Origin of the sequence: Pseudactinotalea sp. Z1739 (assembly GCF_049725055.1) — a bacterium.
Taxonomy (GTDB): Bacteria; Actinomycetota; Actinomycetes; order Actinomycetales; family Beutenbergiaceae; genus CALKWS01.
The window spans coordinates 251,098-271,083 of sequence record NZ_JBMPQA010000002.1; the positions used below are offsets into that span (position 1 = coordinate 251,098).

Consider the following 19,986-nt stretch of genomic DNA (forward strand, 5'->3'; position numbering starts at 1 on the left):
CCCAGGATCAACTTGCCCTGAGACTATGGAACACGTCCCGGAGAGGGAATGGGTAGAACTACCCATGGGTGACTTTTCGGTCCCGGACGGCCGCGGGCTCGGGCGCCGTGGCACCACGTCACTCGGCAGCAGTACTGCGCGCGGCCGAGGGAGCCGATAACGTGTTGGTGTGAGTACCGCACCCCTGGTCATCGCCCACCGCGGCAATAGTTCGGTGGCGCCGGAGAACACCCTGGCCGCTTTCGAGGCGGCCTGGCGTGCCGGTGCCGACATGGTCGAACTCGACATCCACCTGTCCTCGGACGGGCAGGCGGTGGTGATCCACAACGACACCCTCGATGAGACCACCGACGCCACCGGTCCGGTCTCGGTCCGCACCGCCGACGAATTGGGCCGGATCGATGCCGGATCCTGGTTCTCCCCGGCCTTCGCGGGGCAGCGCCTGCCGCTGCTGGCCGATGTGCTGGCCTGGCTGGCCGAGCGTCCGCAGATCGGGCTGCTGCTGGAGTTCAAGGGTGAGTGGGATCCCGCGCCGGTCAGCACGGTGGTCGATCAGATCGAGCAGGAGCGGATCACCGGACGCGTCGTGGCGCAGAGTTTCGCGGTGGACACCGTGAGAGCACTCGCGGATGTGGCACCGGACCTGCCGCGTGGACTGCTGATCGATGCGCTGCAGGACTCCACCTTCACCACCTGCGCACAGTTGAAGGTCGCCCAGTGCAACCCTTCGGGCCAGATCCTGTTCGAGACACCACAGGCTCTCGCCCAGATCCGCGAACGCGGGATGCAGGCCATGGTCTGGACCGCGAACGAACCCCAGCACTGGGACGGGCTGGTGCAACTGGGTGCCGATGGCATCATCACCGACCGGCCGGATCGCTTGCGCGGGTTTCTCGCCGGACGCGGCTGAAAGTTCGACGCACCTGCACCACACCAGGCGAGACCGCGCACGCAGGTGGTCCGCTCCCCGCGTGCGCAGGCGGCTCAGACGACCGAGCGCACCGGGCTCGGGATTGCGTCCACCATCTGCTGCAGGAGCGAGCGCAGCGACTGGGTGCGGTCCGGGCCGAGTTTGCTCACCAGATGGTCGGCGATCCGGATCCGCATGGCATAGACCTGGTCGAGGATCACCAACCCGTGCTCGGTGACCACGAAGCCCTGCCCGTCGTCCCCGCGGGTCACCAGCCCACGCTGCTGCAGATTCGCCGGCACCCCCTGTTCCAGGTCACCTGGCGTGCCCCTACCGGCATCTAGGGGGTCATTGTCGGCTGCAGCCTCGGCCGGGCAGGGCCCGTGATCGGCGGCAGGGGCCTCCGCGAGCCGGGCCAGCACATGCAGGTCACGGTGGCTGAGCCCGAGGTGGCGCTCCAGGTACTCCACGACGAGGTCACCAACCTTGCCGAGTTGGCTCAGGTCCTCGGCCAGACCAAGCACGTCGTCATCGGTGCGATGCGGTGGGACATGGGCGGTGCGCTGCTGCGCAGAGTTGCTCATGTCTTGGTCAACCATGCACACCTTCTTGATGTTCCCGTGAATCTGGACCGGGTGTGGGGCAAGGACCGCCCAATACAGCCTGCCCTACCGCTGGCCGGCAATGGTGCGGGTACCGAACACGGGGGCGCCATCATCGGTGGACCAGGCCGCCAGCACCGCGGCCCGCGCCTCGTCGTCCTCGGTGCGCAGGGCCACGGCCAGTCCGTCGGTGAGGACGTCGGCGATCTCGACCCGTTGCCGGGTCCTGGCCGAGCGCACGGCCGCTTCGACCATGGCCAGGGAGGCGATGTTCTCCCTGACCTCACCCAGCGGCGTCTGCCCGGACGCCAGCGCGCTGAGGAAGACTTCCAGGGCCCCCTCGATCCCCTCGGCGGCAGGGGGAACCGGGACGGCCTCGCCCTCGTCGGTGCCCTCCCCTGCCCCGGTGTGCACGGTGACCTGAGCCTCCCCGTCCCAACGGATCGTGGAGCCTGCACCGACGGAGCGCCACCGGGCGTTCCAGGAGGTCTCGGCGCCCTCGGCGATCCAGCTCCCTGTGTACAGGTAGCGCGCTGAGCCGGGGAACTCGAAGATGGCGCTGGCACTGGCATCGTGGTCGAACCAGCTCCAGTCCTGGTTCGACTCATCGCAGTACACCGCCACCGGGTCCGCGCCGGTGAGCAGGCGCGCGGTGTCGAAGGCGTGGATGGCCATGTCCACCAGCAACACGTGCCGCATCCGCTCCCGGAACCCACCGAAGCGCGGCGCGCGGAAGAACTCACTCACCAACAGCCCGGGGCTGCCGCCCTGGTGGGCGCGGATCGCCTCGGCGAAGGCTGCCACGCCCGGGCCGTAGCGCCGGGACTGGGAGACCATGAGCAGCCGGCCGTGGACCTGGGCGGCGGCCGCCATCCGGATCGCCTCGGCGATGGTCGGTGCCGCGGGCTTCTCGCAGAGCACCGCCATGCCGCGCTCCAGCGCGGCCACCGAGACCTCCAAGTGCGCCTGCGGAACGGTGGCATTGACGATCGCGTCCGCTCCGCCGTCGAACTCCGGGATCGTCCGTGCCACGGGCGCGCCGGTGCCGGCCGAGCGCGCCAGGTCGCGTGCTCGATCCAGGTCCAGGTCCACCACGCCGACCACCTGCACCTGCGGGTGGGCGGACAGCACCCGCAGCCAGGCACCGCCCATCCCACCGGCACCGACCAGCACGATCCGCGCCGGATCGGTGGCGTTCATCGCTGCATCGGTCCCCGGTAGCCGTGGCCGGTGTAGAAGTCCTCGGCGTCGTAACGCAGCAGCACGGGCAGTTCCCGCTGGGGTAGGTCGGCGGCGGCCCACTGCACACCGTTGGCGAGCACCCGCCGCACGTGCTCGTTGAAGTAGACCGGGTAGTCCTGGTCACCGGGGCTGAAGAAGAAGATCTTGCCGCGCCCGCGCCGGTAGGTCATCCCGCTGCGGAACACCTCCCCGCCGGTGAAGGTGGAGAGGAAGATCAGTTCGTCCGGGGTGGGGACGTCGAAGAACTCCCCGTACATCTCCTGCTCCGGAATGATGAACGGGTGCGGCACACCCTGGGCGATCGGGTGGTCCGGAGCGAGTGTCCACACGAGTTCACGGTCCGCGGCGCTGCGCCAGCGCAAGGTGCAGGTGGTGCCCATCAGCGTGGTGAAGATCTTCGACCAGTGGCCCGAGTGCAGCACGATCAGACCCATCCCGGCCAGCACGTGCTGGTGCACCCGTTGCACCACCTCGTCGCTGACCTCGCCGTGGGCGGCGTGCCCCCACCAGAGCAGCACATCGGTGTCCTGCAGGCGCTCATCGGTGAGACCGTGCTCGGGTTCGTCCAGGGTGGCTGTCGAGACGCTCACCGCGTCGCCGAGCAGTTCGGTCAGGCCGTCCTTGATGGTGTTGTGCATGCCGTCGGGGTAGATCGCGCGGACTTTCTCCTCGACCTGCTCGTGCCTGTTCTCCCCCCACACGATGGCTCGGATCGGTTCGTTCTTCTCTGTCATGCCACGTCCTTCATCACTCATGGGTTCATTCGCCATTCAAACAGCCGCGGTGTGACTACTTGGTCGACCCGGCGGTCAAAGCGCGCCGCGATCTACAATCCCCGACCGCGCCTCGGGAGTCACGCCCTGCGTTCTACGTCGTATCGTCCTCCTGGGGTTGTCGTGCGATGTCAGCATCAGCGTCTACGGTGGCCCGCAGGACCAATCAGAGGACAACCGGGTGGACTACGACGAGATCTCCAGCCTGCGCGAGCGGCATCCGGCGTGGCGACTGCTGCGCCGGGATCACGCGCCGCTGGTGCTGGCCTTCCTCGGGGGCCACTTCGTGGAGGACAACAACGGGGCCACCTCCGCCAGCGTGCTGGCCGGCGCGCTGGAAGATGAGTTGTTCACCCTCAACGCCGCCACCCCTGACGAATCTCGCTTCCCCCGGCCGGCCGAGGACTACCTGGAGGACTGGGCCGGCGTCGAGACAGGCTGGCTGCGACGGTTCTACCCGACCGGTTCCGATGAGATCCATTACGACGCAACGCCGGCATTGGAGAAGGCCTATGCGTGGGTGGAGGGTCTGCGAGTGCGCCCGTTCGTGGGCACCGAATCACGACTACAGACAATCATCGAACTGCTCCGTCAGATGGTCTTCGGAATCGAGACCGATCCGGAGGTGCGCCTGGCCGAACTGCACCGCCGGCGCGATGAGATCGACCGTGACATCGCCCAGGTGGAGGCTGATCAGTTCGACGTCATCGACACCACCGCCCTGCGTGATCGCTACCAGCAGTTCGCCAGCACCGCCCGGGAGTTGCTCTCGGACTTTCGCGAGGTGGAGGAAAACTTCCGGTCCTTGGACCGCGCCGCCCGGGAGAAGATCGCGGGGTGGGAGGAGAGTAAGGGCGATCTGCTGGCGGACCTGGTCGGGTCTCGCTCAGACATCGACGGCTCCGACCAGGGCCGCAGTTTCCAGTCCTTCTATGACCTGCTGCTCTCCGAGGCCCGCCAGGAGGAACTGTCCGGGCTGCTGCGGCGCGTCTCCGCCGTGCACCAACTCCAGGCTGACCGCCGCCTGAGCACGATCCACCACGACTGGGGTGAGGCCGCCGAACGTACCCAACAGACGGTTCGGCAGATCTCCGAGCAACTGCGCCGGTTCCTGGACGATCAGATCTGGCTGGAGAACCGGCGGGTGCTGGACCTGTTGCGGTCCATCGAAGCCAGTGCCCTGACACTGCGCAAGGATCCCCCTCCCCAGGGGCTGGACGTGGACCAGCCCGGGGTGGCGATCACCCTGCCACTGGAGCGGCCGCTGCACGATGCCCGACCGGACACGCGCGTGGAGAGTCTGCTGGAGCCGGTCACTGATGCGGACATCGACACCACCGCCCTGCTCAGCCAGGCTTTCATCGATCAGGCCCGGCTGGCCGAGCACATCCGCAGCGTGGTGCCGCCCCGGGGCTCGGCATTGCTGGAGGACATCGTGGGCATGTATCCGATCGAGCAGGGCGCAGCGGAGATCGTCGGCTACCTGTCCCTGACCGAGGAAGATCTGGACATCGGCATCGATGAGGACGGCGAGACCGTGATCCACTTCGACGAGGACGGCCAGCCGCGGCGAGCCCGGCTGCCACAGGTCACGGTGAGGCGTACATGAGAACGCCCGAAGAACACGCCGTCGCCGCCACGATCATCCGCCTGATGCGCGGGGTGGTCTATCGCGAAACCGATGAGGAGGCGTGGACCACCCTGGAGCGGCGAGGGGCTGCCGTCCGGGACCACTTCACCACCATCGGGGTGAACGTGATCGTCAGTGATACCGAGGGGTACGCCTACCTGGCCACCCGCGAGGAACCCGAGGACGAGCAGCCGCTGCCACGTCTGGTGCGGCGGCGCAGCCTGACTTACAACGTCAGCCTGCTCCTGGTGCTGCTGCGCAAACGGATGGTGGAGTTCGAGGCAACCGGCGCAGAGGGCAAACTGGTGCTGACCCGCGAGCAGATGGTCGAGATGCTCCAGTTGTTCCTGGCAGATTCCACGAATGAGGCGAAGGTGGTCGACCAGGTCGACACCACCATCCGGCGCGCCGCGGAGTTGGATTTCTTGCGGCAGTTGCGCGGCCAGCCTGACCACTGGGAGGTGCGCCGCATCCTGAAGGCCTACGTGGACGCCCAGACGCTGGCGGACTTCGCCGGCAAACTCGCCGAGTACGCCACCGCCGCCGGGGGCGGCAACGGCGAAGGCGGCGGTGCCAGCGCTGGCAGCGCATCCGACGACGAGGGTCACCATGGCGGCTGAGGGCCTGTTCTCCTCGGTGGAACTCACCACCGATACACGCTCCGGGTACCGGTTGCGCCACCTGGAGGTCTACAACTGGGGCACCTTCGACAAACGAATCTGGCGGGTGAATCTGGAGGGCAACACCACATTGCTCACCGGAGACATCGGCAGCGGCAAGTCCACCCTGGTGGATGCGATGACCACGTTGTTGCTGCCCTCGCACCGGATCGCCTACAACAAGGCCGCCGGGGCCGAGTCGCGCGAGCGGACCCTACGCTCGTACGTCGAAGGGCACTACAAGTCCGAGCGAATCGAGGCGACCGGTGCCTCCCGGCCGGTGGCGCTGCGAGATCACCGCTCGTTCTCGGTGCTGCTGGGCACATTCGTCAACGAGGGGTTCGACGAAGTCGTTACCCTCGCCCAGGTGTTCCACCAGAAGGACAAGTCCGGCCAGCCCGACCGCTTCTTCGTCACCTCCACCGCGCCGCTGAGCATCGCCGAGGACTTCACCGACTTCGGCTCCGACCTGAACGACCTCAGGCGACGGTTACGCCGCACCGGCGCTGAGATCCATAAGGGATTTCCGGACTATGCCCGCCACACCCGCCGCCTGCTCGGCATCAAGTCCGAGCAGGCGATGGAGTTGCTGCACCAGACGGTCTCGATGAAGTCGGTGGGAAACCTCAACGAGTTCGTACGCAACCACATGCTCGAACCTGCCGACGCCGGCGAGCGGGTCAAAGGCATCGTGGCCCATTTCGAGGACCTCACCAAGGCGCACGACGCGGTGCGGCGGGCTCGTGAGCAACTGGAGGTGCTGGGGCCCTTGGTGGAGACCAGCGGGCGGCTGGACGACGCCGAAGCCCGGCTCGCCGAACACACCCGTCAGCGCGAGGCGGTGCGGTTGTTCTTCGCCGAGTTGCGCTCGGAGTTGCTGCGCGGAGAGATCGCCCAGGCAGAGTCAGCCTTGGCGCATCGCACCGCCGAACTCGAAGAGTTCCGGCGACGACGCACCGAACTCAGCGCCGAACGCGACGAACTGATCGATGCCCGGGCCCGCGCCGGTGGAGACCGGGTGGCGGAGTTGGAGCGGGAGGCCCACGCGGCCGCGGAGCAGGCCGATCGGCGCCAGGACCGTCGGCGCCATTTCGATGATCTGCTCGCGGTGGCAGGGTTGGAACCGGTCATCGACGCGGGGGGCTTCGCCGCGCTCAGCGCCCACGTCCAGCGCGTGCAGAGCCGGCTCCGGTCCGAGCACGAGACCACCGAGAATCAGCGCGAGGGCCTGCTGGTTGAACGTGGTGCACTTCGCCGACAGGGTGATGAGACCCGCGCGGAACTGACCAGCCTGGCCTCACGGCGATCCAACCTCCCCAGCGCTCAGTTGACGGTGCGCGAGCAATTGTGCGCCGAACTGGACCTGGACCAGGCCGAGTTGCCTTTCGCCGGGGAACTCCTGGACGTCCACGACGAGCACTCCGACTGGCGGGGTGCGGCCGAGCGGGTGCTGCGCGGGTTCGCGCTGTCACTGCTGGTGCCGCAACATCACTACGACGCCGTAGCCGCGTGGGTCAACCAGAACCGGCTCACCTACCGGCGCAGCGACGGCAGCACCGCGGGCACCCGGCTGGTGTATGAGCGCGTCCCCGATCGGCGTATCCCACTGCAGCCCACCGGCGCGGGTGCGTTGATGCTGTCCGAGACCATCGCCGTGGCCGCAGGCGGCTTCCACGACTACCTGCACTCCCAGATCCTGCACCGGGCCGACTACCGGTGCGTGGACACCATCGAGGAGTTCCGTAGCCAGCGTCGCGCCGTTACCCGGCAGGGGCAGGTGCGCTCGGGTGACCGTCACGAGAAGGACGATCGCCGGCGGGTCGATGATGCCCGCGGGTGGGTGCTGGGCTGGGCGAACGAAGCCAAGATCGGCGCCCTCACCGAGCAGATGCGCACCCAGCAGCAGACGCTGCTGGAACTGGACGCCAGGATTGAGAGACTCAAGGAGACCAGCCGGAAAGCGGGCGAGACCCTGACCGCGCTGAAAGGCCTGGACGCCTACACCTCGTGGGCAGAGTTGGACTGGGCTGAGGCCCGTCGGCGCAGCGAGGCAGCCGAGGACGAACGCCGGCGCCTGCTTGAGGGATCTTCGGCGCTGTCCGAGATCACCGAACGGCTGTCCGCCAACGATGAGGCCGCCACCCACCTCGAGGCCCAGATCAGCCAGGTGGACGGCCAGGTGGCCACGCTCACCGAGCAGATCCGGCGGGAAAGTACCACCGCCGACGACGACGACCGGTACGTCGCGCAGGTCCCTGCCCAGACCCTTGAGGCGGCCCGGGGCGCGTATGAGCAACTGTCCGCCCGGCTCGGCGCGGACCGCCCCACCGTCTCTTCGCAGTGCCAGAGCAGGGCCGACGCACTCACCGACGAACTCGAGAGCGCCATCCAACGGATCAACAACGAGGTGGGCGGTTACCACCGCAGCCTGCTGCAGTACATGCACGAGGTCAGCACACGCTGGCCCGAGGAGACCACCGAGTTCGACGCCAATATCGCCGCTCGTGCGGATTTCGCCGCCTTCCACGAGCGGGTGGCGCAGGACGACCTGCCCCGGTTCGAGGAGGAGTTCAAGCGCCAACTCAACACCAACACCATCCGCGAACTCGCCGGGTTCAACGGGTGGCTGCGGCGCCAGGCCGATGAGATCCACTCCCGGGTGGGTGTGATCAACGAGGCGCTGGGCGCGATCGATTACAACCCGGGCCGCTACATCGCTCTGGTGCCCGAGCGCACCGTGAACCAGGAGGTGCGTCAGTTCCGCTCCGACCTTCGAACAGTCACCGATGACACCCTCAGCCCCGACGACCATTACTCCGAGCAACGCTTCGGTGACGTCAAACGCATCATCGAGCGGTTCCAGGGCCGCGAGGGGCACGCCGAGGCGGACCGGGCCTGGACCCGGCGGGTCACGGACGTGCGCAACTGGTTCACCTTCACCGCCTCCGAGCGCGACCGGGACAGCGACGCCGAGTGGGAGCACTACCGTGACTCCGACGGCAAGTCCGGGGGACAGAAGGAGAAACTCGCCTACACCATCCTGGCGGCGTCGCTGGCGTATCAGTTCGGCCTGGAGTGGGGTGCGCAGCGGTCGCGCGACTTCCGCTTCGCCGTCATCGACGAGGCCTTCGGACGCGGCTCGGATGCCTCCACCCGGTACGCGCTGGACCTATTCGCGAAGTTGGGCCTGCAACTGCTTATCGTCACCCCGTTGCAGAAGGTGCACGTGATCGCCCCGTACGTCAACGCGATCGGCTTCGTCGACAATCCCGAGGGCAACTCCTCCCGGTTGCAGACGCTGACGATCGAGGAGTACCACGAATTGAAGTCAGGAACCCAGTTGTGAGCACGCCCTGGACAACGCCGGAGCAGATCCGCGGCAGGGTCCAGCGACGCTGGCAGGACGGCACGCTCTTACGCGCCTACGCCGCCGGGGAACCATTTCCCACGATCGAGGTGCCGTTGCGGGGGCCCAAAGCCTCCCAGATCGGTGATGACCTTGCCGCGGTTCAGGACTGGATCGCCGCCCTGGAGCAGGGGCACCGGGACCAGCAGCGCTACGCGCTTTCCTACGTCGCTGTGGGTGGGCGTCTGATCGGCCGCAACGAGATCCCGTCCCGGGCGATCGTTTCCACCTATGACCAGGCCTGGTCACTGCTGGGCGCCGGTGCCCAGGTGCGCCGGTTCGACCACATCCTGGCCCTGACCGGGCAGGTGGAGCAGGCACGCACCTGGGTGATCAGGTATCCGCTGAAGGCGATCGAGCTGGGCGAGCGGTGGCCGGCTGTCCTCGCTGCGTTGGACTGGTTGGACTCCGCACGCGGGTCGGGGGCGTTCCTGCGCCAGATCAGTGCTCCGGGGGTGGACACCAAGTTCGTCGAGTCCCATCGCTCGGTACTGGCCCCGATGCTGGGTGTCTCAGCGAATGCCCAACAGTTCCTCACCGATCTGGGGCTGCGCACCAAACCAGCGATGGTTCGTTTCCGGTTCGACGCACTCCAGGGGCTGCCCGCCGGGTTGACTGAGGTCACCGGGAAGGTGGAGGAGATCGCGGCTCTGGATCTGGACGTGCGCACCGTCGTCGTGGTCGAGAACGAGATCACCTACCTGACCCTCCCGGTACCCCCGCAGGGGATCGTGCTGTGGGGTAAGGGGTTCGTTGACAACCGGCTGGCTACTCTGCCTTTCCTCGCCGATGCCGAGGTCCTCTACTGGGGCGACCTGGACACCAGCGGATTCGCGATCCTGCACCAGGTGCGCTCCTTCTTGCCGCAGACCCGTTCGTTTCTGATGGATGAGCAGACGCTACTTGCACACCGGGATCGTTGGGTTCCCGAGCCCAGCCCCGCCAGCGCCAGCCTGGGACAACTCACCGCTACCGAGTCCGCCGTCTACACCGCCTTGCTGCAGGATCACCACGGTGAGCGTGTCCGGCTGGAGCAGGAACGAATCGACTGGGACTGGGCGCGCGAGCGGTTGCCCTACGGGCCGGGTACCCCGCAATCCAGGGCCATATAGAGGCTGAACGCTACCCGGTGTGTCAGGAATGAAGGGTCGCGGGCGCGAAATGGTGTGCTCTCGCCCAGTTTCCGGCAGTGTCACACGCGGTCGGGGTTCACCCAGTGGACGCCTTTGAACCGAGCGAAGTCGCTGTCGAACGAGCAGATGCCGGTTCCGTGCTCGATGGCGAGCGCTGCGAGATGGGCGTCTGTGACGAGGTTCCCCTGAAGGTTGCCCTCAATGAGAAGTTGGCCGAGAACCTCTCGGTGGCGGGCACCGGGTGTCGGCACCCATGCCTGGTCGGCGTCGAGCCAATCGGTGATGTGGCTCCACGCGTCCGCCGGGGCCAGGGGGTGCGCCGTGACGCGAGGGTGGGTGATGATGCGCTGGAACGCCATCAGCGACACCCACGGCAACCCAACGCGTTCGACGCCGTTCATAGCCGAATCCAGCCAGGTCCGTGCCGTCGTGTGGAAGTGCGACTGGTTGTCGACGGCGTAGAGCAGGATATTGGCGTCAACGATCACCCAGGGTCCTCGTCGTCTGCCTGATCGAGCAATTCGAGTGCGCCAGCGACGTCGGTGACGTCGATCTTCAGCCCGACGCTCGCGGTTCGTTGCTGAAAGGGCGCGGTTTTCTCCGTGCGCGCAAGTCCCAGGCGGGCGAGTTCGTTGACGGCCTCGCCGAGACCGATGTGACGTTCCTGACGTAGGCGTTCGGCGGCAGCCGCGACCTCCGGGTCAAGTCGTACTGTCGTCCTCATGCCACGATCCTAACATCAGAGATGTAGAGTATCTGAATCAGTGATTCAGCACGGTCTCGCTGCTAGCGTCAGGGACCGGGCAAGTTGAACTGAGGTGGTACGTGGGCAGGCAGTGGGGTGCGCAGGCGGGCGACGCCGGCCGGTGGGCGCCGTTGTTGGTGGCGTTGATCTTCCTGGTCGCGATGAACCTGCGGGCGCCGATCACCTCGGTGGGCCCCTTGCTCCCCCAGATCAGCGCCGACCACGGTCTGAGCGAGCCGATGGCAGGCCTCCTGGGCGCGATGCCCCTGGTGGCCTTCGCCCTGATCTCCCCGCTGGTGCACCACGCCTCCGGCCGACTCGGCGCGGACCGGCTGCTCGGGATCGCGCTGGTGCTGCTGGCCGCCGGGATCCTGGTGCGTTCCTACGGCGCCACCCCGGGGCTGTGGCTGGGCACTATGGCGCTGGGCTGCGCGATCGCGGTGGGCAACGTGCTCGTGCCGGTATTGATCAAGCGCGACTACCCGGGGCGGATCTCGGTGGCGACCGGGATCTTCTCGGCCTGCATGGGCACGGTCGCCGCCGTGGCTGCGGCGATGGCGGTTCCGGTGGCCAACGCCTCGGACTGGCCCACCTCCCTGGCGATCTGGGCGGTCCCGGCCGCCCTGGTCGCACTGCTGTGGATACTCCGGCTACGACGTCCGGCCCACGCCGTCGACCCGGTTCCCACCGCGGCCACGCCGCAGGTGAGCGTCTGGACGCAGCCGGGAGCGTGGTTGGTCACGGCGTTCATGGGCCTGCAGTCCACGTGCTTCTACATCCTGATCACCTGGCTACCGACGATCACCACCGCCGCCGGTTACACCGCCGAACGCAGCGGCTTGCACGTGTTCGGCCTGCAGATGACCGGGATCGTGGCCGGAGTCCTCATCCCGCGTCTGATGCGCCGACCGGACAGCCAGGTCGCGGCCGCCGTCACCGCGAGCGCACCGGTGATCTTCGGCACGCTCGGGCTGCTGATCGCGCCGGGCCTGAGCGGGCTGTGGGCTCTGGTGGTGGGGGCGGGCACCGGCGCCTCACTGGTGGTGGCGCTGAGTCTGATCAGCCTGCGCGGGCGCACCCAGGCCGAGACCACGCAACTGTCCGGGATGGCGCAGTCGGTGGGTTACCTGGTGGCCTCGGTGGGCCCGGTGACGGCGGGTCTGCTGGCCGAGCGCACCGGCGGGTGGCAGGCCCCGCTGCTCCTCCTGGCGGCGTTGGCCACCGCCCAGACACTGGTCGCGATCGTGGCCGGCAAGGACCGGGGGATGCGCAGCGGGACGTGAGAGGGCGCGGCTTCCCTTCGGTCCGCCCCGTGGGGGTCGATCTGCTTGTGCCCGCACCCGGGCGTTGGCGGCCGCGGGGCGCGAATCCGCGAGCCCGGGGGCCATGGCGACTTCGCTGGGCCTAGGTTGGGAGCACCCGACCCCGACGCAGGGAGCCTAGATGAGGTTGACGCAGGCGGCCTACCAGTCCGATCCCGGAGGCCCGTTGGCTGTGGACCGGGACCTGTACCGGCGCATCGGCGAGGAGCGGGACGGGCGCGAACTCGTGGACTCCTTCGTCATCCCGATCCGCTCCGGCCGAGCCTGGCGGGTGCCCGCCGGTCACGTGTGCCGCATCGTGACCATCGAGGGCCCCCAGGTAGCGGACCTGAACCTGTGGAACGTCCACGACCCGAGGGAGCGGCTGTGGGCCTCGCGCACCCGCCAACTCCAGGCCGCACACGTGTCCCTGTTCGACCGGTTGTGGTCCACCCTGCCGTTCCTTCGACCGATGGTCACCATCACCGGCGACTCCCTGGCCGGGTATGGCGTCGACGCCGAGGGCGGGCGGGTGCACGACCTGCTCGGCACCAGGTGCGACCCCTATGTGAACCAGATGCTGAACGACGTCGGGTTCGACTACCACTGCCACTCCAACCTCACCCGAGCGATCAGGCCCTGGCACCTGACCGAGTTCGATGTGCACGACGTGCTCAACGTCTTCCAGTGCACCGGACTGAACGACGACGACGAGTACTTCATGAAGACATCCCCCGCCCGGAGGGGGGACTACTTCGAGTTCTTCGCCGAGATCGATCTGCTCGCGGCCGTGTCCACCTGCCCCGGTGGCGATCTGTCCGTCCCGATGTTCGGGCCCGGCGCCGGCGACGCCGAATCGGTGTGCCGACCGTTGGGGATCGAGGTGCACAAGGTTCCCGACGGGGCCCTGCAGGGGTGGGAGCCGCCGCAGCGGGCCGGCTACGGGGGCGGTCACGGGCTGACCGCCCGGCCGTGGTCGTAACCTCCAACCCGGCAACCGGCCCGTGGCAGACTGTGCCGGTGCCACACGTTGCCGCGCTGTACCGCTACCCGGTCAAGGGATTCACTCCCGAGGCCCGGGAGCAACTCACGATCCAGCCGGACGGGCGGGTCACCGGAGACCGGGTGCTCGCCTTCCGGTTCGCCGATGCCGCCGAACCCGAGGACGCCGACGGGCTGGAGTACTGGCCCAAGCAGCAGGGTCTGGCTCTGGTCAACTTCCCGAGCCTGGCACGGCTGCGGCTGGCCTTCGACGGGCAGACGCTGCGCATCCACGACGGCGGCGAGTCACTCGTGAGCGCCGGCCTGGACCGGTCGGGCCGGGCCCTGATCAGCGAGCGGATCACCGATTGGCTGCAGCAGTTTCCGGACGCACGGCGGCTGCGCCGGCGGGGCGCGCTTCCGCTAGTCCTGGTCGGAGACGGCGGCACGTCACGGTTCCAGGACCGTCCACGCGGCTACGTCACCGCACACGGCGCCGCCAGCACCCGGGCCCTGGGGCAGGTGCTGCCCAGTGGCGGGGATGATCGCCGGTTCCGCTCCAACATCGTGATCTCCGGGACACGGGCCTGGGAGGAACTGCAGTGGACCGGCCGGGTCCGGATCGGCGCCGTGCGGTTCGAGGTGTCCGGGCCGATCGGGCGCTGTCTGGCTACCCACGCCAACCCCGACACCGGGCAGCGCGATGCCGAGGTCCTGACCACGCTGGTCACCGACGTCGGTCAGAGCGAACCGACGCTCGGGGTGCTCCTGCTTCCGGTGGCCGGCGGCGGCACGATCAATGTGGGCGATCCGGTGACGACCGGCTGATCACGCGCTCGCGCTGTCATACACGAGCGTGGCAAGGGCCAGATCCTCCCAGGACATACCCACACCGGTGTACAGGGCCGGGCGGCCGAGTTCGCGCGTGAACTCCCCGGTCACCAGTTCGCGGATGTTGGCCGGAGCGATCTCGCGCCATTCGCTCTCACTGCGCACCTGGGCCAGGTTGCCCGATTCGCGCCAGGAGGACTCCCGGCCCTCCACGAACACGTCGGCACGCAGCACCAGCGTGGCATCGACCTCGCGGGCCTCGAGGCCGTGCTGGCCCACCGAGGCGATCACGGCGTGGTCGGGAGGCAGGGAACCGTCGAAGACCGGCGTGGGCGAGGACGTGACGCACAGGATGATGTCGTGCCGGTCCGCATCTTCGGCCCTCGCGCGGGACACCTCGCCGTCCTGCACGGCGAGTGACTCGATCAGGTCATCCACGCGTGCGGGGGTGCGGCCCACCACCGAGAAGGTGGCGTCGGGATAGACGCTGCGGGCCGCCAGGATGTGGTTGACCGCCTGGATACCGGCCCCGAAGACCAGCACCTTCGGCGCAGCCGGGAAGTCCGGGTCGGCTGCGGTCAGGTGCTTCACGGCCGTGAGGGTGGCCGCCGGGGTGCGCACGGCCGTGAGCTCGGTGCCATCCATCAGCGCGATCGGGGAGAGCGAGTCGGAGTCGAAGAGCATGTACAGGCCCTGGATCTTTTCCAGCCCCTTGGCCGGGTTGTCCGGGGCGATCGTGACCACCTTCAGGCCCGAGCGCGGGGTGGCGCTGGTGGGCATCAGCAGGAACTCACCACCGGGTGCCGGGCTGAACAGCCGCGGGCTGTCGTTCTCGGGATCCACGCCGCTGCGCAGGGCACGCTCCATGCCGGCGATCGCGGCGTCGAAGGGCAGTGCCGCCCGGACCTGCGCCTTGTCGAAGTAAGGGAGAGACACAGTAATGAGCCTTTCGTCACGAGGACTCTGTACCATATCACCGCGCACAGATCGGGCACAGGCCCGCTCGCGGCGCCACCACCCCGTCCCGGTGGCACTCGTGGCAGCCGGATTGCCCCCGTCCCGTGCCCGGAACGCCCCCCGGCGCCGACCCTGCGCTGGTAATCTCAAGAGCCCCAAAGGCGGGGACAATCGCGGCAATTCATGGAGGAATCGGATGGGCTTCATCAAGGCTTTCACTGGTGCGCTCGGTGGCACCATGGCTGACCAGTGGAAGGACTTCCTCGTTCCGCCGCGCAGCCTGGCCCCCACGGCCGCAATCTTCCCCGCGGTCGCCCAAGGGCAGAACGCCGGGCGCGGTTCGAACACCAAGGCGTCTGAACACATCATCAGCAACGGCAGCAAGATCGTGGTGCCGGAGGGTTTCGGGCTGGTCACGCTCCAGGACGGTCAGATCACCGGTTTCGTGGCCGAGCCCGGTGGGTTCATCTACTCCTCCGATGATCAGAACTCGAAGTCGGTCTTCGCCGGGGACGGGATCGTCAGCCCCACCGTGACCACCTCCTGGGAGCGGTTCAAGTTCGGCGGTCAGCCCGGCGCACAGCAACTCGCGTTCTACGTCAACCTCAAGGAGATCCCGAACAACAGGTTCGGCACCCAGTCGGAGATCTACTGGGACGACGCCTATCTGGGCGCGCAGGTGGGGGCGATCACCCGTGGCTCCTACACGATGCGGATCGTGGACCCGATCCTGCTGATCAAGCAGTTCGTGCCGCAGACCTACCTGGGCGCCTCCCCGCGTGTGTTCGACTTCTCCGACCTCGACAACGACGCAGCCAGTCAACTCTTCAACGAAGTGGTCGGCTCGCTCGCGCAAGCCTTCTCGATCTATACCAACGATCCCAGCCAGGGGAACCGGATCAGCCGGATCCAGTCGGACTCGGTGGGCTTCGCCCAGTCGCTGAGCGTTGCGGTCGAGCAGGGTTACCAGTGGACCTCCGACCGCGGTCTGGCGATCGTCAAGGTCGCGATCCAGTCGATCGAGTACGACGAGGACACCCGCAAACTGCTCAGTGACGTCAAGAAGGCGGACGCGCTCGGGGGCGCCCGCGGCAACGCCTTCATGCAGCAGGCCGCTGCCCGCGGGTTCCAGGCCGCAGGTGAGAGCGGCGGCGGTGGCGGCGCGGGGATGGCCTTCCTCGGGATGGGCATGAACGCGGCCGGCGGCGCTGCCTCCGGCTTGCAGCAGCCGGTCGCCCCGGGCCATCAGCAGGCCTACCAGCAGGTGCCGCCCCAACAGGGGTACGGGCAGCCGCCCCAACAGGGGTACGGGCAGCCGCCCCAGGCTCCGTCCGCACCCGAGCCGCCCGCCCCGGCCCAGGAGGACCCGGTGGCCAAGCTCGGCCAACTCAAGGCGATGCTGGACCAGGACCTGATCACCCAGGCCGACTACGACGCCGCCAAGGCGAAAGTGCTCGGGCTCTAAATGACTGTGCCGCAGAACCCGAACCCCGGGCCGGGCGGCCCGGGGCCGGGTGTGCCGCCACCGCCCGCCCCGGGAGGATACGGCGTCATCGGCGAACAAGCCGGGGCCTCCCCGGCCGCACCACCGCCACCACCCGGCCCTGCGCAGGGGGCACCTCAGGCAGCGGCCCCGCCGCCGGTGGCGCCTCCCGATGGCCCTCAGATCATCGCCACGGACTCCTCCGCGAAGGACGGCCTGGTCAAGTGCCCGCGCTGCGGTGCCACCGAGATCGCCCTCAACACCTCCAGCGGCCTGCTCCGGTGCGGATTCTGCCGGCATGAGTGGACCGGCCAGGCCGCCGCGGACGACCTGTTCATCAACCAGGACATCCGGTCCCTGACCGGCATGGTCCTGGGCTCCGGATCGCAGGACATCGTCGCCTCCACCGAGGATGTGCTGACCTTCAAGTGCAGCGCGTGCGGAGCCGAGGTGGTCATCAACACCGCCGAGAGCACGCAGGCGCGCTGCCACTGGTGCCGGAACAAGCTGTCGATGAACCAGCAGATTCCCAACGGCGCCGTTCCGGACATCGTCCTTCCGTTCACCATGAAGAAGGAGGAGGCGGTCGAGAAGATCCGGGCGTTCGTGAAGAAGCGGCGGGGTTTCGCACATCCCCGCTTCCTCAAGGAGTTCGCTCCGGAGAACGTCATGGGGGTCTACCTGCCCTACATGGTGGTCGACATCAACGCTCACGCCCGGTTCGCCGGTGAAGGCGAGCACCGCACCCGGACCTACACGATCGGCAGCGGTGACAACAAACGTCAGGTCCATGACGCCGACGTCTACTCGGTGCGACGCGAACTCGATGTCTACATCAACGACCTCACGGTCGAGTCCTCGTCCGAACGCCGGGATCAGGACGCGAGTCGCAACACCAACAACATCATCAACGCGGTCATGCCGTTCGACGTCGAGAACTCGGTCGGGTACGACTCCAACTACATCGCCGGTTTCACCTCCGAGCGGCGCGACACCAACATCGATCAGGTCGCCCCGCTCGTGCAGCGTCAGGCTGGGGACATCGCCCGCCACAAAGTGGCGGAGGAGACCTTGGGCTTCTACGACCGTGGCGTGCGCTGGGAGGACCAGCAGGTCGACATCCGTGGGCAGCGCTGGGCGGCAGCGTACCTACCCGTCTGGCTCTACAGCTACCACCAGCAGCGCTCGAACGGGAGGTCGTTCCTGCACTACGTCGCGGTCAACGCCCGGACCGGCAAGACGATGGGCAGTGTCCCGGTCAACCAGCCGAAACTCCTTGCGGTGGCGGCGGCCGTGCAGGTGGTCGGGATGATCATCGGCACCATCCTCATGGTGGTGCTCTGATGTCCACCTCCATGATGGCCGCTGCGAGCGGCGGGCCCTTCCTGGCGATCGGGTCCAACGGAGACGGCAGTTCGATCGGGCTGCTGTTCTTCCTCTCCGGGTTCCTCTTCTACGGGTTGATGTACCTGCGGTATCGCAACGTCGACAAGCGTCACATGCACGCCCGCGAGACCGAGGCCGAGATCGACAACGTCCGCGCCGCCGACGACTTCGTCGGCCGGCGCACCCGGCAGCGCAACCGGCGCATCGCCGGTGCGAACGAACGACACGTCGAGGGCGCCCAGAACGGCGGTTTGGCCGCCGGGCTCCTCAACAGCACCTCCGGGCACTCAGTTCGCAACATCCTGAACGCCTTCGACAGACGCTGACCCCTGTGCCCCACTGACAACTGAGCCCCGACCGGACCAGGCATCGCATCGACGACGCACGCTGGTTGGTCGCGAGGTCCGGGGGGACGCCGGGTCAGGCCATCGGCAGGAACACCGAGGTCTCCTCTCCGTCGTCACGGATGAGCGCCGCGGGCGGGAGTTTAACGAAGGCATGAGCCTGCAGCACGTCCCCGACGGAACCGGCGACATTGAGCACCAGGACAACGTAGACCGTGAGGAAGAAACTGGTCGGCAGGGTCCTGAGTAGGTCAAGCAGGACCATGGTGTAGAGCACAAGGGGCGTCAGGGCGACGACGACGGCCGTGCTCCGGGTGAGGACCGCCTGGCTCCCGGTGACGAGGTAGGGAAAACGGACGGCGACGGTCGGGGGTTCCCGCGTCAGCCACCAGAGCAGGACGGCGTGGGTCAGTTCGTGCGCGACCATGTAGGCCAGGCACGCGGCCACGGTGATCGCTGTGAGCACGCCGGCGTTGAAGGCACTCTCGAACGGCAGGTCCAGGACGAGGGCCAGAACGATCATGGCGGCGACAATCAGGGCGAACGAGACCTTGATGGTGGTGGCGGCCCGTGCATCCTTCTTGAGGTCGAGGGTCGAGTGCAGACGATAGTTGTCGGGAAGGTCGGTCCCTCGGGTGCCGGCCCTATGCCCACCACCGTCACCCCATTGACGTTCTGCTTGACGACGGCGGTCAGCAGCATCGGCATGAACGCCCCCAGGGCCTGCGTAGGTGGCACGCGTGGGCCCGGCGCCACGCCGCGCCTCACGGGTCAGGTTGCTTCCGGGAGAGCGTCCCGATGGTCAGTTCCCGACCGGTGCGCTTCAGGGCACGGATGGTGTCCGGTGGCCAGATGTGGGACGGCGAATCCCCACAACGGTTGATCCGCATAGTCGAGCAATGCCACGTAGCCGGTGCGCCGCAGCCCACCGGTGCGTTTGCGTGCGTGCAGCACCGTGGCGATCCCAGCGCGGGGGTGACGGCGGCGCCCCTCGATCGCCGGATGTGCACCTCATCGTTGGTGATCCGGATCCTGTCCCGGCCGGCGGGGAGCAACATGGCCACCACCACTACCCACGACCCCACCAGCACAGAAAGCACGAGAGGAGGTCTCGCTGAGTTATGCGTCGTGGAAGTCCTCCGGCTCCGGAGCAATGCGTTTGGCCATGAGACAGAACTTGTTGCCCTCCGGGTCCGCGAGCACGTGCCAACTTCCCGACGGGACCACGTCAGTCGGCGTCGCCCCCAACGCCAGGAGACGTTCCAACTCTTCCCTCTGGCCGCTGTCTGTCGGACAAAGATCGAAGTGCAGCGTTCCCGCTCCGGGCACGTCGTCGCCGGTACGCACAAACAGGATCGTCGGGGCGTTCGGAGCCCCGGAGATTGCGACCCCTGTCTCGTCCCTCCCCGTGATCCTGTAACCGAGTACCGCGCACCAGAATCGGCCCAGACGCTCCGGATTCCGGGCCTTGATCACCATCTCCCCGATCCGACTAGTCACGAATCCACCCTCCTCCTCATCGACCCGCGGCATACGACCCCACAGAAGCCCAAGGGGCCAGGATCTCGCACGGACGGAACTCGTCGCCGATCATTCACACTTG

Annotated in this window: 19 protein-coding genes; 11 read left to right on the forward strand and 8 right to left on the reverse strand. The window is 67.7% G+C overall.

The genetic code is table 11. The annotated features are described in order from the left end of the window. Positions 1-169: 169 nt before the first annotated feature. The gene (locus ACO0LV_RS03610; RefSeq protein WP_424786500.1) at positions 170-910 is read left to right on the forward strand and encodes a glycerophosphodiester phosphodiesterase; all 741 of its coding nucleotides are present in this window, start codon (positions 170-172) and stop codon (positions 908-910) included. Positions 911-984: 74 nt separating this feature from the next. On the opposite strand, the gene ACO0LV_RS03615 is transcribed toward ACO0LV_RS03610, so the two are convergent. The 3 genes from ACO0LV_RS03615 to ACO0LV_RS03625 all read right to left on the reverse strand — a co-directional run bounded on the left by ACO0LV_RS03615 (position 985) and on the right by ACO0LV_RS03625 (position 3,488). Beyond that, a complete protein-coding gene (locus ACO0LV_RS03615) occupies positions 985-1,509 on the reverse strand; it encodes a hypothetical protein (protein ID WP_424786501.1) in 525 nt (174 codons plus the stop codon). A 69-nt stretch (positions 1,510-1,578) separates the two neighbouring features. Next, positions 1,579-2,712 carry a Gfo/Idh/MocA family protein gene (locus ACO0LV_RS03620; protein WP_424786502.1) on the reverse strand — a complete coding sequence of 378 codons (1,134 nt, stop codon included), beginning with the start codon at positions 2,710-2,712 and terminating at the stop codon, positions 1,579-1,581. Next, positions 2,709-3,488, reverse strand: coding sequence for a ThuA domain-containing protein (locus ACO0LV_RS03625; RefSeq protein ID WP_424786503.1), 780 nt, complete (start codon positions 3,486-3,488; stop codon positions 2,709-2,711). The genes ACO0LV_RS03620 and ACO0LV_RS03625 overlap by 4 nt, the downstream gene beginning before the upstream one ends. A gap of 220 nt (positions 3,489-3,708) precedes the next feature. On the opposite strand from ACO0LV_RS03625, the gene ACO0LV_RS03630 reads away from it, so the two are divergent. From ACO0LV_RS03630 to ACO0LV_RS03645, 4 genes are read left to right on the forward strand one after another with little or no spacing between them, the layout of a single operon-like run. Further along, positions 3,709-5,136: a DUF3375 domain-containing protein gene (locus ACO0LV_RS03630; RefSeq protein ID WP_424786504.1), complete on the forward strand. Its 1,428-nt coding sequence runs from the start codon at positions 3,709-3,711 to the stop codon at positions 5,134-5,136. Beyond that, positions 5,133-5,777, forward strand: a complete 645-nt coding sequence (locus ACO0LV_RS03635) for a DUF4194 domain-containing protein (protein WP_424786505.1) — start codon at positions 5,133-5,135, stop codon at positions 5,775-5,777. Before ACO0LV_RS03630 ends, ACO0LV_RS03635 begins: the two co-directional genes overlap by 4 nt. Further along, positions 5,767-9,162, forward strand: coding sequence for an ATP-binding protein (locus ACO0LV_RS03640; protein ID WP_424786506.1), 3,396 nt, complete (start codon positions 5,767-5,769; stop codon positions 9,160-9,162). The genes ACO0LV_RS03635 and ACO0LV_RS03640 overlap by 11 nt, the downstream gene beginning before the upstream one ends. After that, the gene (locus tag ACO0LV_RS03645) at positions 9,159-10,334 is read left to right on the forward strand and encodes a Wadjet anti-phage system protein JetD domain-containing protein (RefSeq protein ID WP_424786507.1); all 1,176 of its coding nucleotides are present in this window, start codon (positions 9,159-9,161) and stop codon (positions 10,332-10,334) included. Before ACO0LV_RS03640 ends, ACO0LV_RS03645 begins: the two co-directional genes overlap by 4 nt. Positions 10,335-10,414: 80 nt before the next feature. Here the strand turns inward: ACO0LV_RS03645 and ACO0LV_RS03650 are convergent, their stop codons facing one another. Both ACO0LV_RS03650 and ACO0LV_RS03655 read right to left on the reverse strand, forming a co-directional pair. After that, a complete protein-coding gene (locus ACO0LV_RS03650) occupies positions 10,415-10,843 on the reverse strand; it encodes a TA system VapC family ribonuclease toxin (protein ID WP_424786508.1) in 429 nt (142 codons plus the stop codon). Further along, a complete protein-coding gene (locus ACO0LV_RS03655) occupies positions 10,840-11,079 on the reverse strand; it encodes a CopG family transcriptional regulator (protein WP_424786509.1) in 240 nt (79 codons plus the stop codon). The genes ACO0LV_RS03650 and ACO0LV_RS03655 overlap by 4 nt, the downstream gene beginning before the upstream one ends. A gap of 101 nt (positions 11,080-11,180) precedes the next feature. Here ACO0LV_RS03655 and ACO0LV_RS03660 point away from each other — a divergent pair, with 101 nt between their 5' ends. From ACO0LV_RS03660 to ACO0LV_RS03670, 3 genes are all read left to right on the forward strand, one after another. Next, entirely contained in the window at positions 11,181-12,383 is a 1,203-nt protein-coding gene (locus ACO0LV_RS03660; protein WP_424786510.1) for an MFS transporter, read from the forward strand. Between the two features lie 160 nt (positions 12,384-12,543). Next, positions 12,544-13,383, forward strand: coding sequence for an urea carboxylase-associated family protein (locus ACO0LV_RS03665; protein ID WP_424786511.1), 840 nt, complete (start codon positions 12,544-12,546; stop codon positions 13,381-13,383). A gap of 38 nt (positions 13,384-13,421) precedes the next feature. Beyond that, positions 13,422-14,210 carry an MOSC domain-containing protein gene (locus ACO0LV_RS03670; protein ID WP_424786512.1) on the forward strand — a complete coding sequence of 263 codons (789 nt, stop codon included), beginning with the start codon at positions 13,422-13,424 and terminating at the stop codon, positions 14,208-14,210. Here the strand turns inward: ACO0LV_RS03670 and ACO0LV_RS03675 are convergent, their stop codons facing one another. Then, positions 14,211-15,149 (reverse strand): ornithine cyclodeaminase family protein, encoded by a 939-nt coding sequence (locus ACO0LV_RS03675; protein WP_424786513.1) that lies wholly within the window; start codon positions 15,147-15,149, stop codon positions 14,211-14,213. Between the two features lie 217 nt (positions 15,150-15,366). Between ACO0LV_RS03675 and ACO0LV_RS03680 the strand changes: the two genes are divergently transcribed. From ACO0LV_RS03680 to ACO0LV_RS03690, 3 genes are all read left to right on the forward strand, one after another. Next, complete coding sequence (locus ACO0LV_RS03680) at positions 15,367-16,635, forward strand: SPFH domain-containing protein (protein ID WP_424786514.1); 1,269 nt, start codon at positions 15,367-15,369, stop codon at positions 16,633-16,635. Between the two features lie 177 nt (positions 16,636-16,812). Further along, positions 16,813-17,997 carry a TFIIB-type zinc ribbon-containing protein gene (locus tag ACO0LV_RS03685; RefSeq protein WP_424786515.1) on the forward strand — a complete coding sequence of 395 codons (1,185 nt, stop codon included), beginning with the start codon at positions 16,813-16,815 and terminating at the stop codon, positions 17,995-17,997. Then, positions 17,997-18,365 carry a hypothetical protein gene (locus tag ACO0LV_RS03690; protein WP_424786516.1) on the forward strand — a complete coding sequence of 123 codons (369 nt, stop codon included), beginning with the start codon at positions 17,997-17,999 and terminating at the stop codon, positions 18,363-18,365. The genes ACO0LV_RS03685 and ACO0LV_RS03690 overlap by 1 nt, the downstream gene beginning before the upstream one ends. 94 nt (positions 18,366-18,459) lie before the next feature. Here ACO0LV_RS03690 and ACO0LV_RS03695 read toward each other — a convergent pair whose 3' ends face one another. Both ACO0LV_RS03695 and ACO0LV_RS03700 read right to left on the reverse strand, forming a co-directional pair. Further along, a complete protein-coding gene (locus ACO0LV_RS03695; protein ID WP_424786517.1) occupies positions 18,460-18,906 on the reverse strand; it encodes a DUF3267 domain-containing protein in 447 nt (148 codons plus the stop codon). 596 nt (positions 18,907-19,502) lie between these two features. Further along, positions 19,503-19,883, reverse strand: coding sequence for a VOC family protein (locus ACO0LV_RS03700; RefSeq protein ID WP_424786518.1), 381 nt, complete (start codon positions 19,881-19,883; stop codon positions 19,503-19,505). Between the last annotated feature and the right edge of the window lie 103 nt (positions 19,884-19,986).

What these genes read in the sequence shown, in the direction of transcription:
- ACO0LV_RS03625 (WP_424786503.1), bottom strand. Translation starts at nt 3,488, where the DNA reads ATGACAGAGAAGAACGAACCGATCCGAGCCATCGTGTGGGGGGAGAAC.
- ACO0LV_RS03695 (WP_424786517.1), bottom strand. Translation starts at nt 18,906, where the DNA reads ATGATCGTTCTGGCCCTCGTCCTGGACCTGCCGTTCGAGAGTGCCTTC.
- ACO0LV_RS03620 (WP_424786502.1), bottom strand. Translation starts at nt 2,712, where the DNA reads ATGAACGCCACCGATCCGGCGCGGATCGTGCTGGTCGGTGCCGGTGGG.
- ACO0LV_RS03690 (WP_424786516.1), top strand. Translation starts at nt 17,997, where the DNA reads ATGTCCACCTCCATGATGGCCGCTGCGAGCGGCGGGCCCTTCCTGGCG.
- ACO0LV_RS03640 (WP_424786506.1), top strand. Translation starts at nt 5,767, where the DNA reads ATGGCGGCTGAGGGCCTGTTCTCCTCGGTGGAACTCACCACCGATACA.
- ACO0LV_RS03655 (WP_424786509.1), bottom strand. Translation starts at nt 11,079, where the DNA reads ATGAGGACGACAGTACGACTTGACCCGGAGGTCGCGGCTGCCGCCGAA.
- ACO0LV_RS03665 (WP_424786511.1), top strand. Translation starts at nt 12,544, where the DNA reads ATGAGGTTGACGCAGGCGGCCTACCAGTCCGATCCCGGAGGCCCGTTG.
- ACO0LV_RS03635 (WP_424786505.1), top strand. Translation starts at nt 5,133, where the DNA reads ATGAGAACGCCCGAAGAACACGCCGTCGCCGCCACGATCATCCGCCTG.
- ACO0LV_RS03680 (WP_424786514.1), top strand. Translation starts at nt 15,367, where the DNA reads ATGGGCTTCATCAAGGCTTTCACTGGTGCGCTCGGTGGCACCATGGCT.
- ACO0LV_RS03615 (WP_424786501.1), bottom strand. Translation starts at nt 1,509, where the DNA reads ATGGTTGACCAAGACATGAGCAACTCTGCGCAGCAGCGCACCGCCCAT.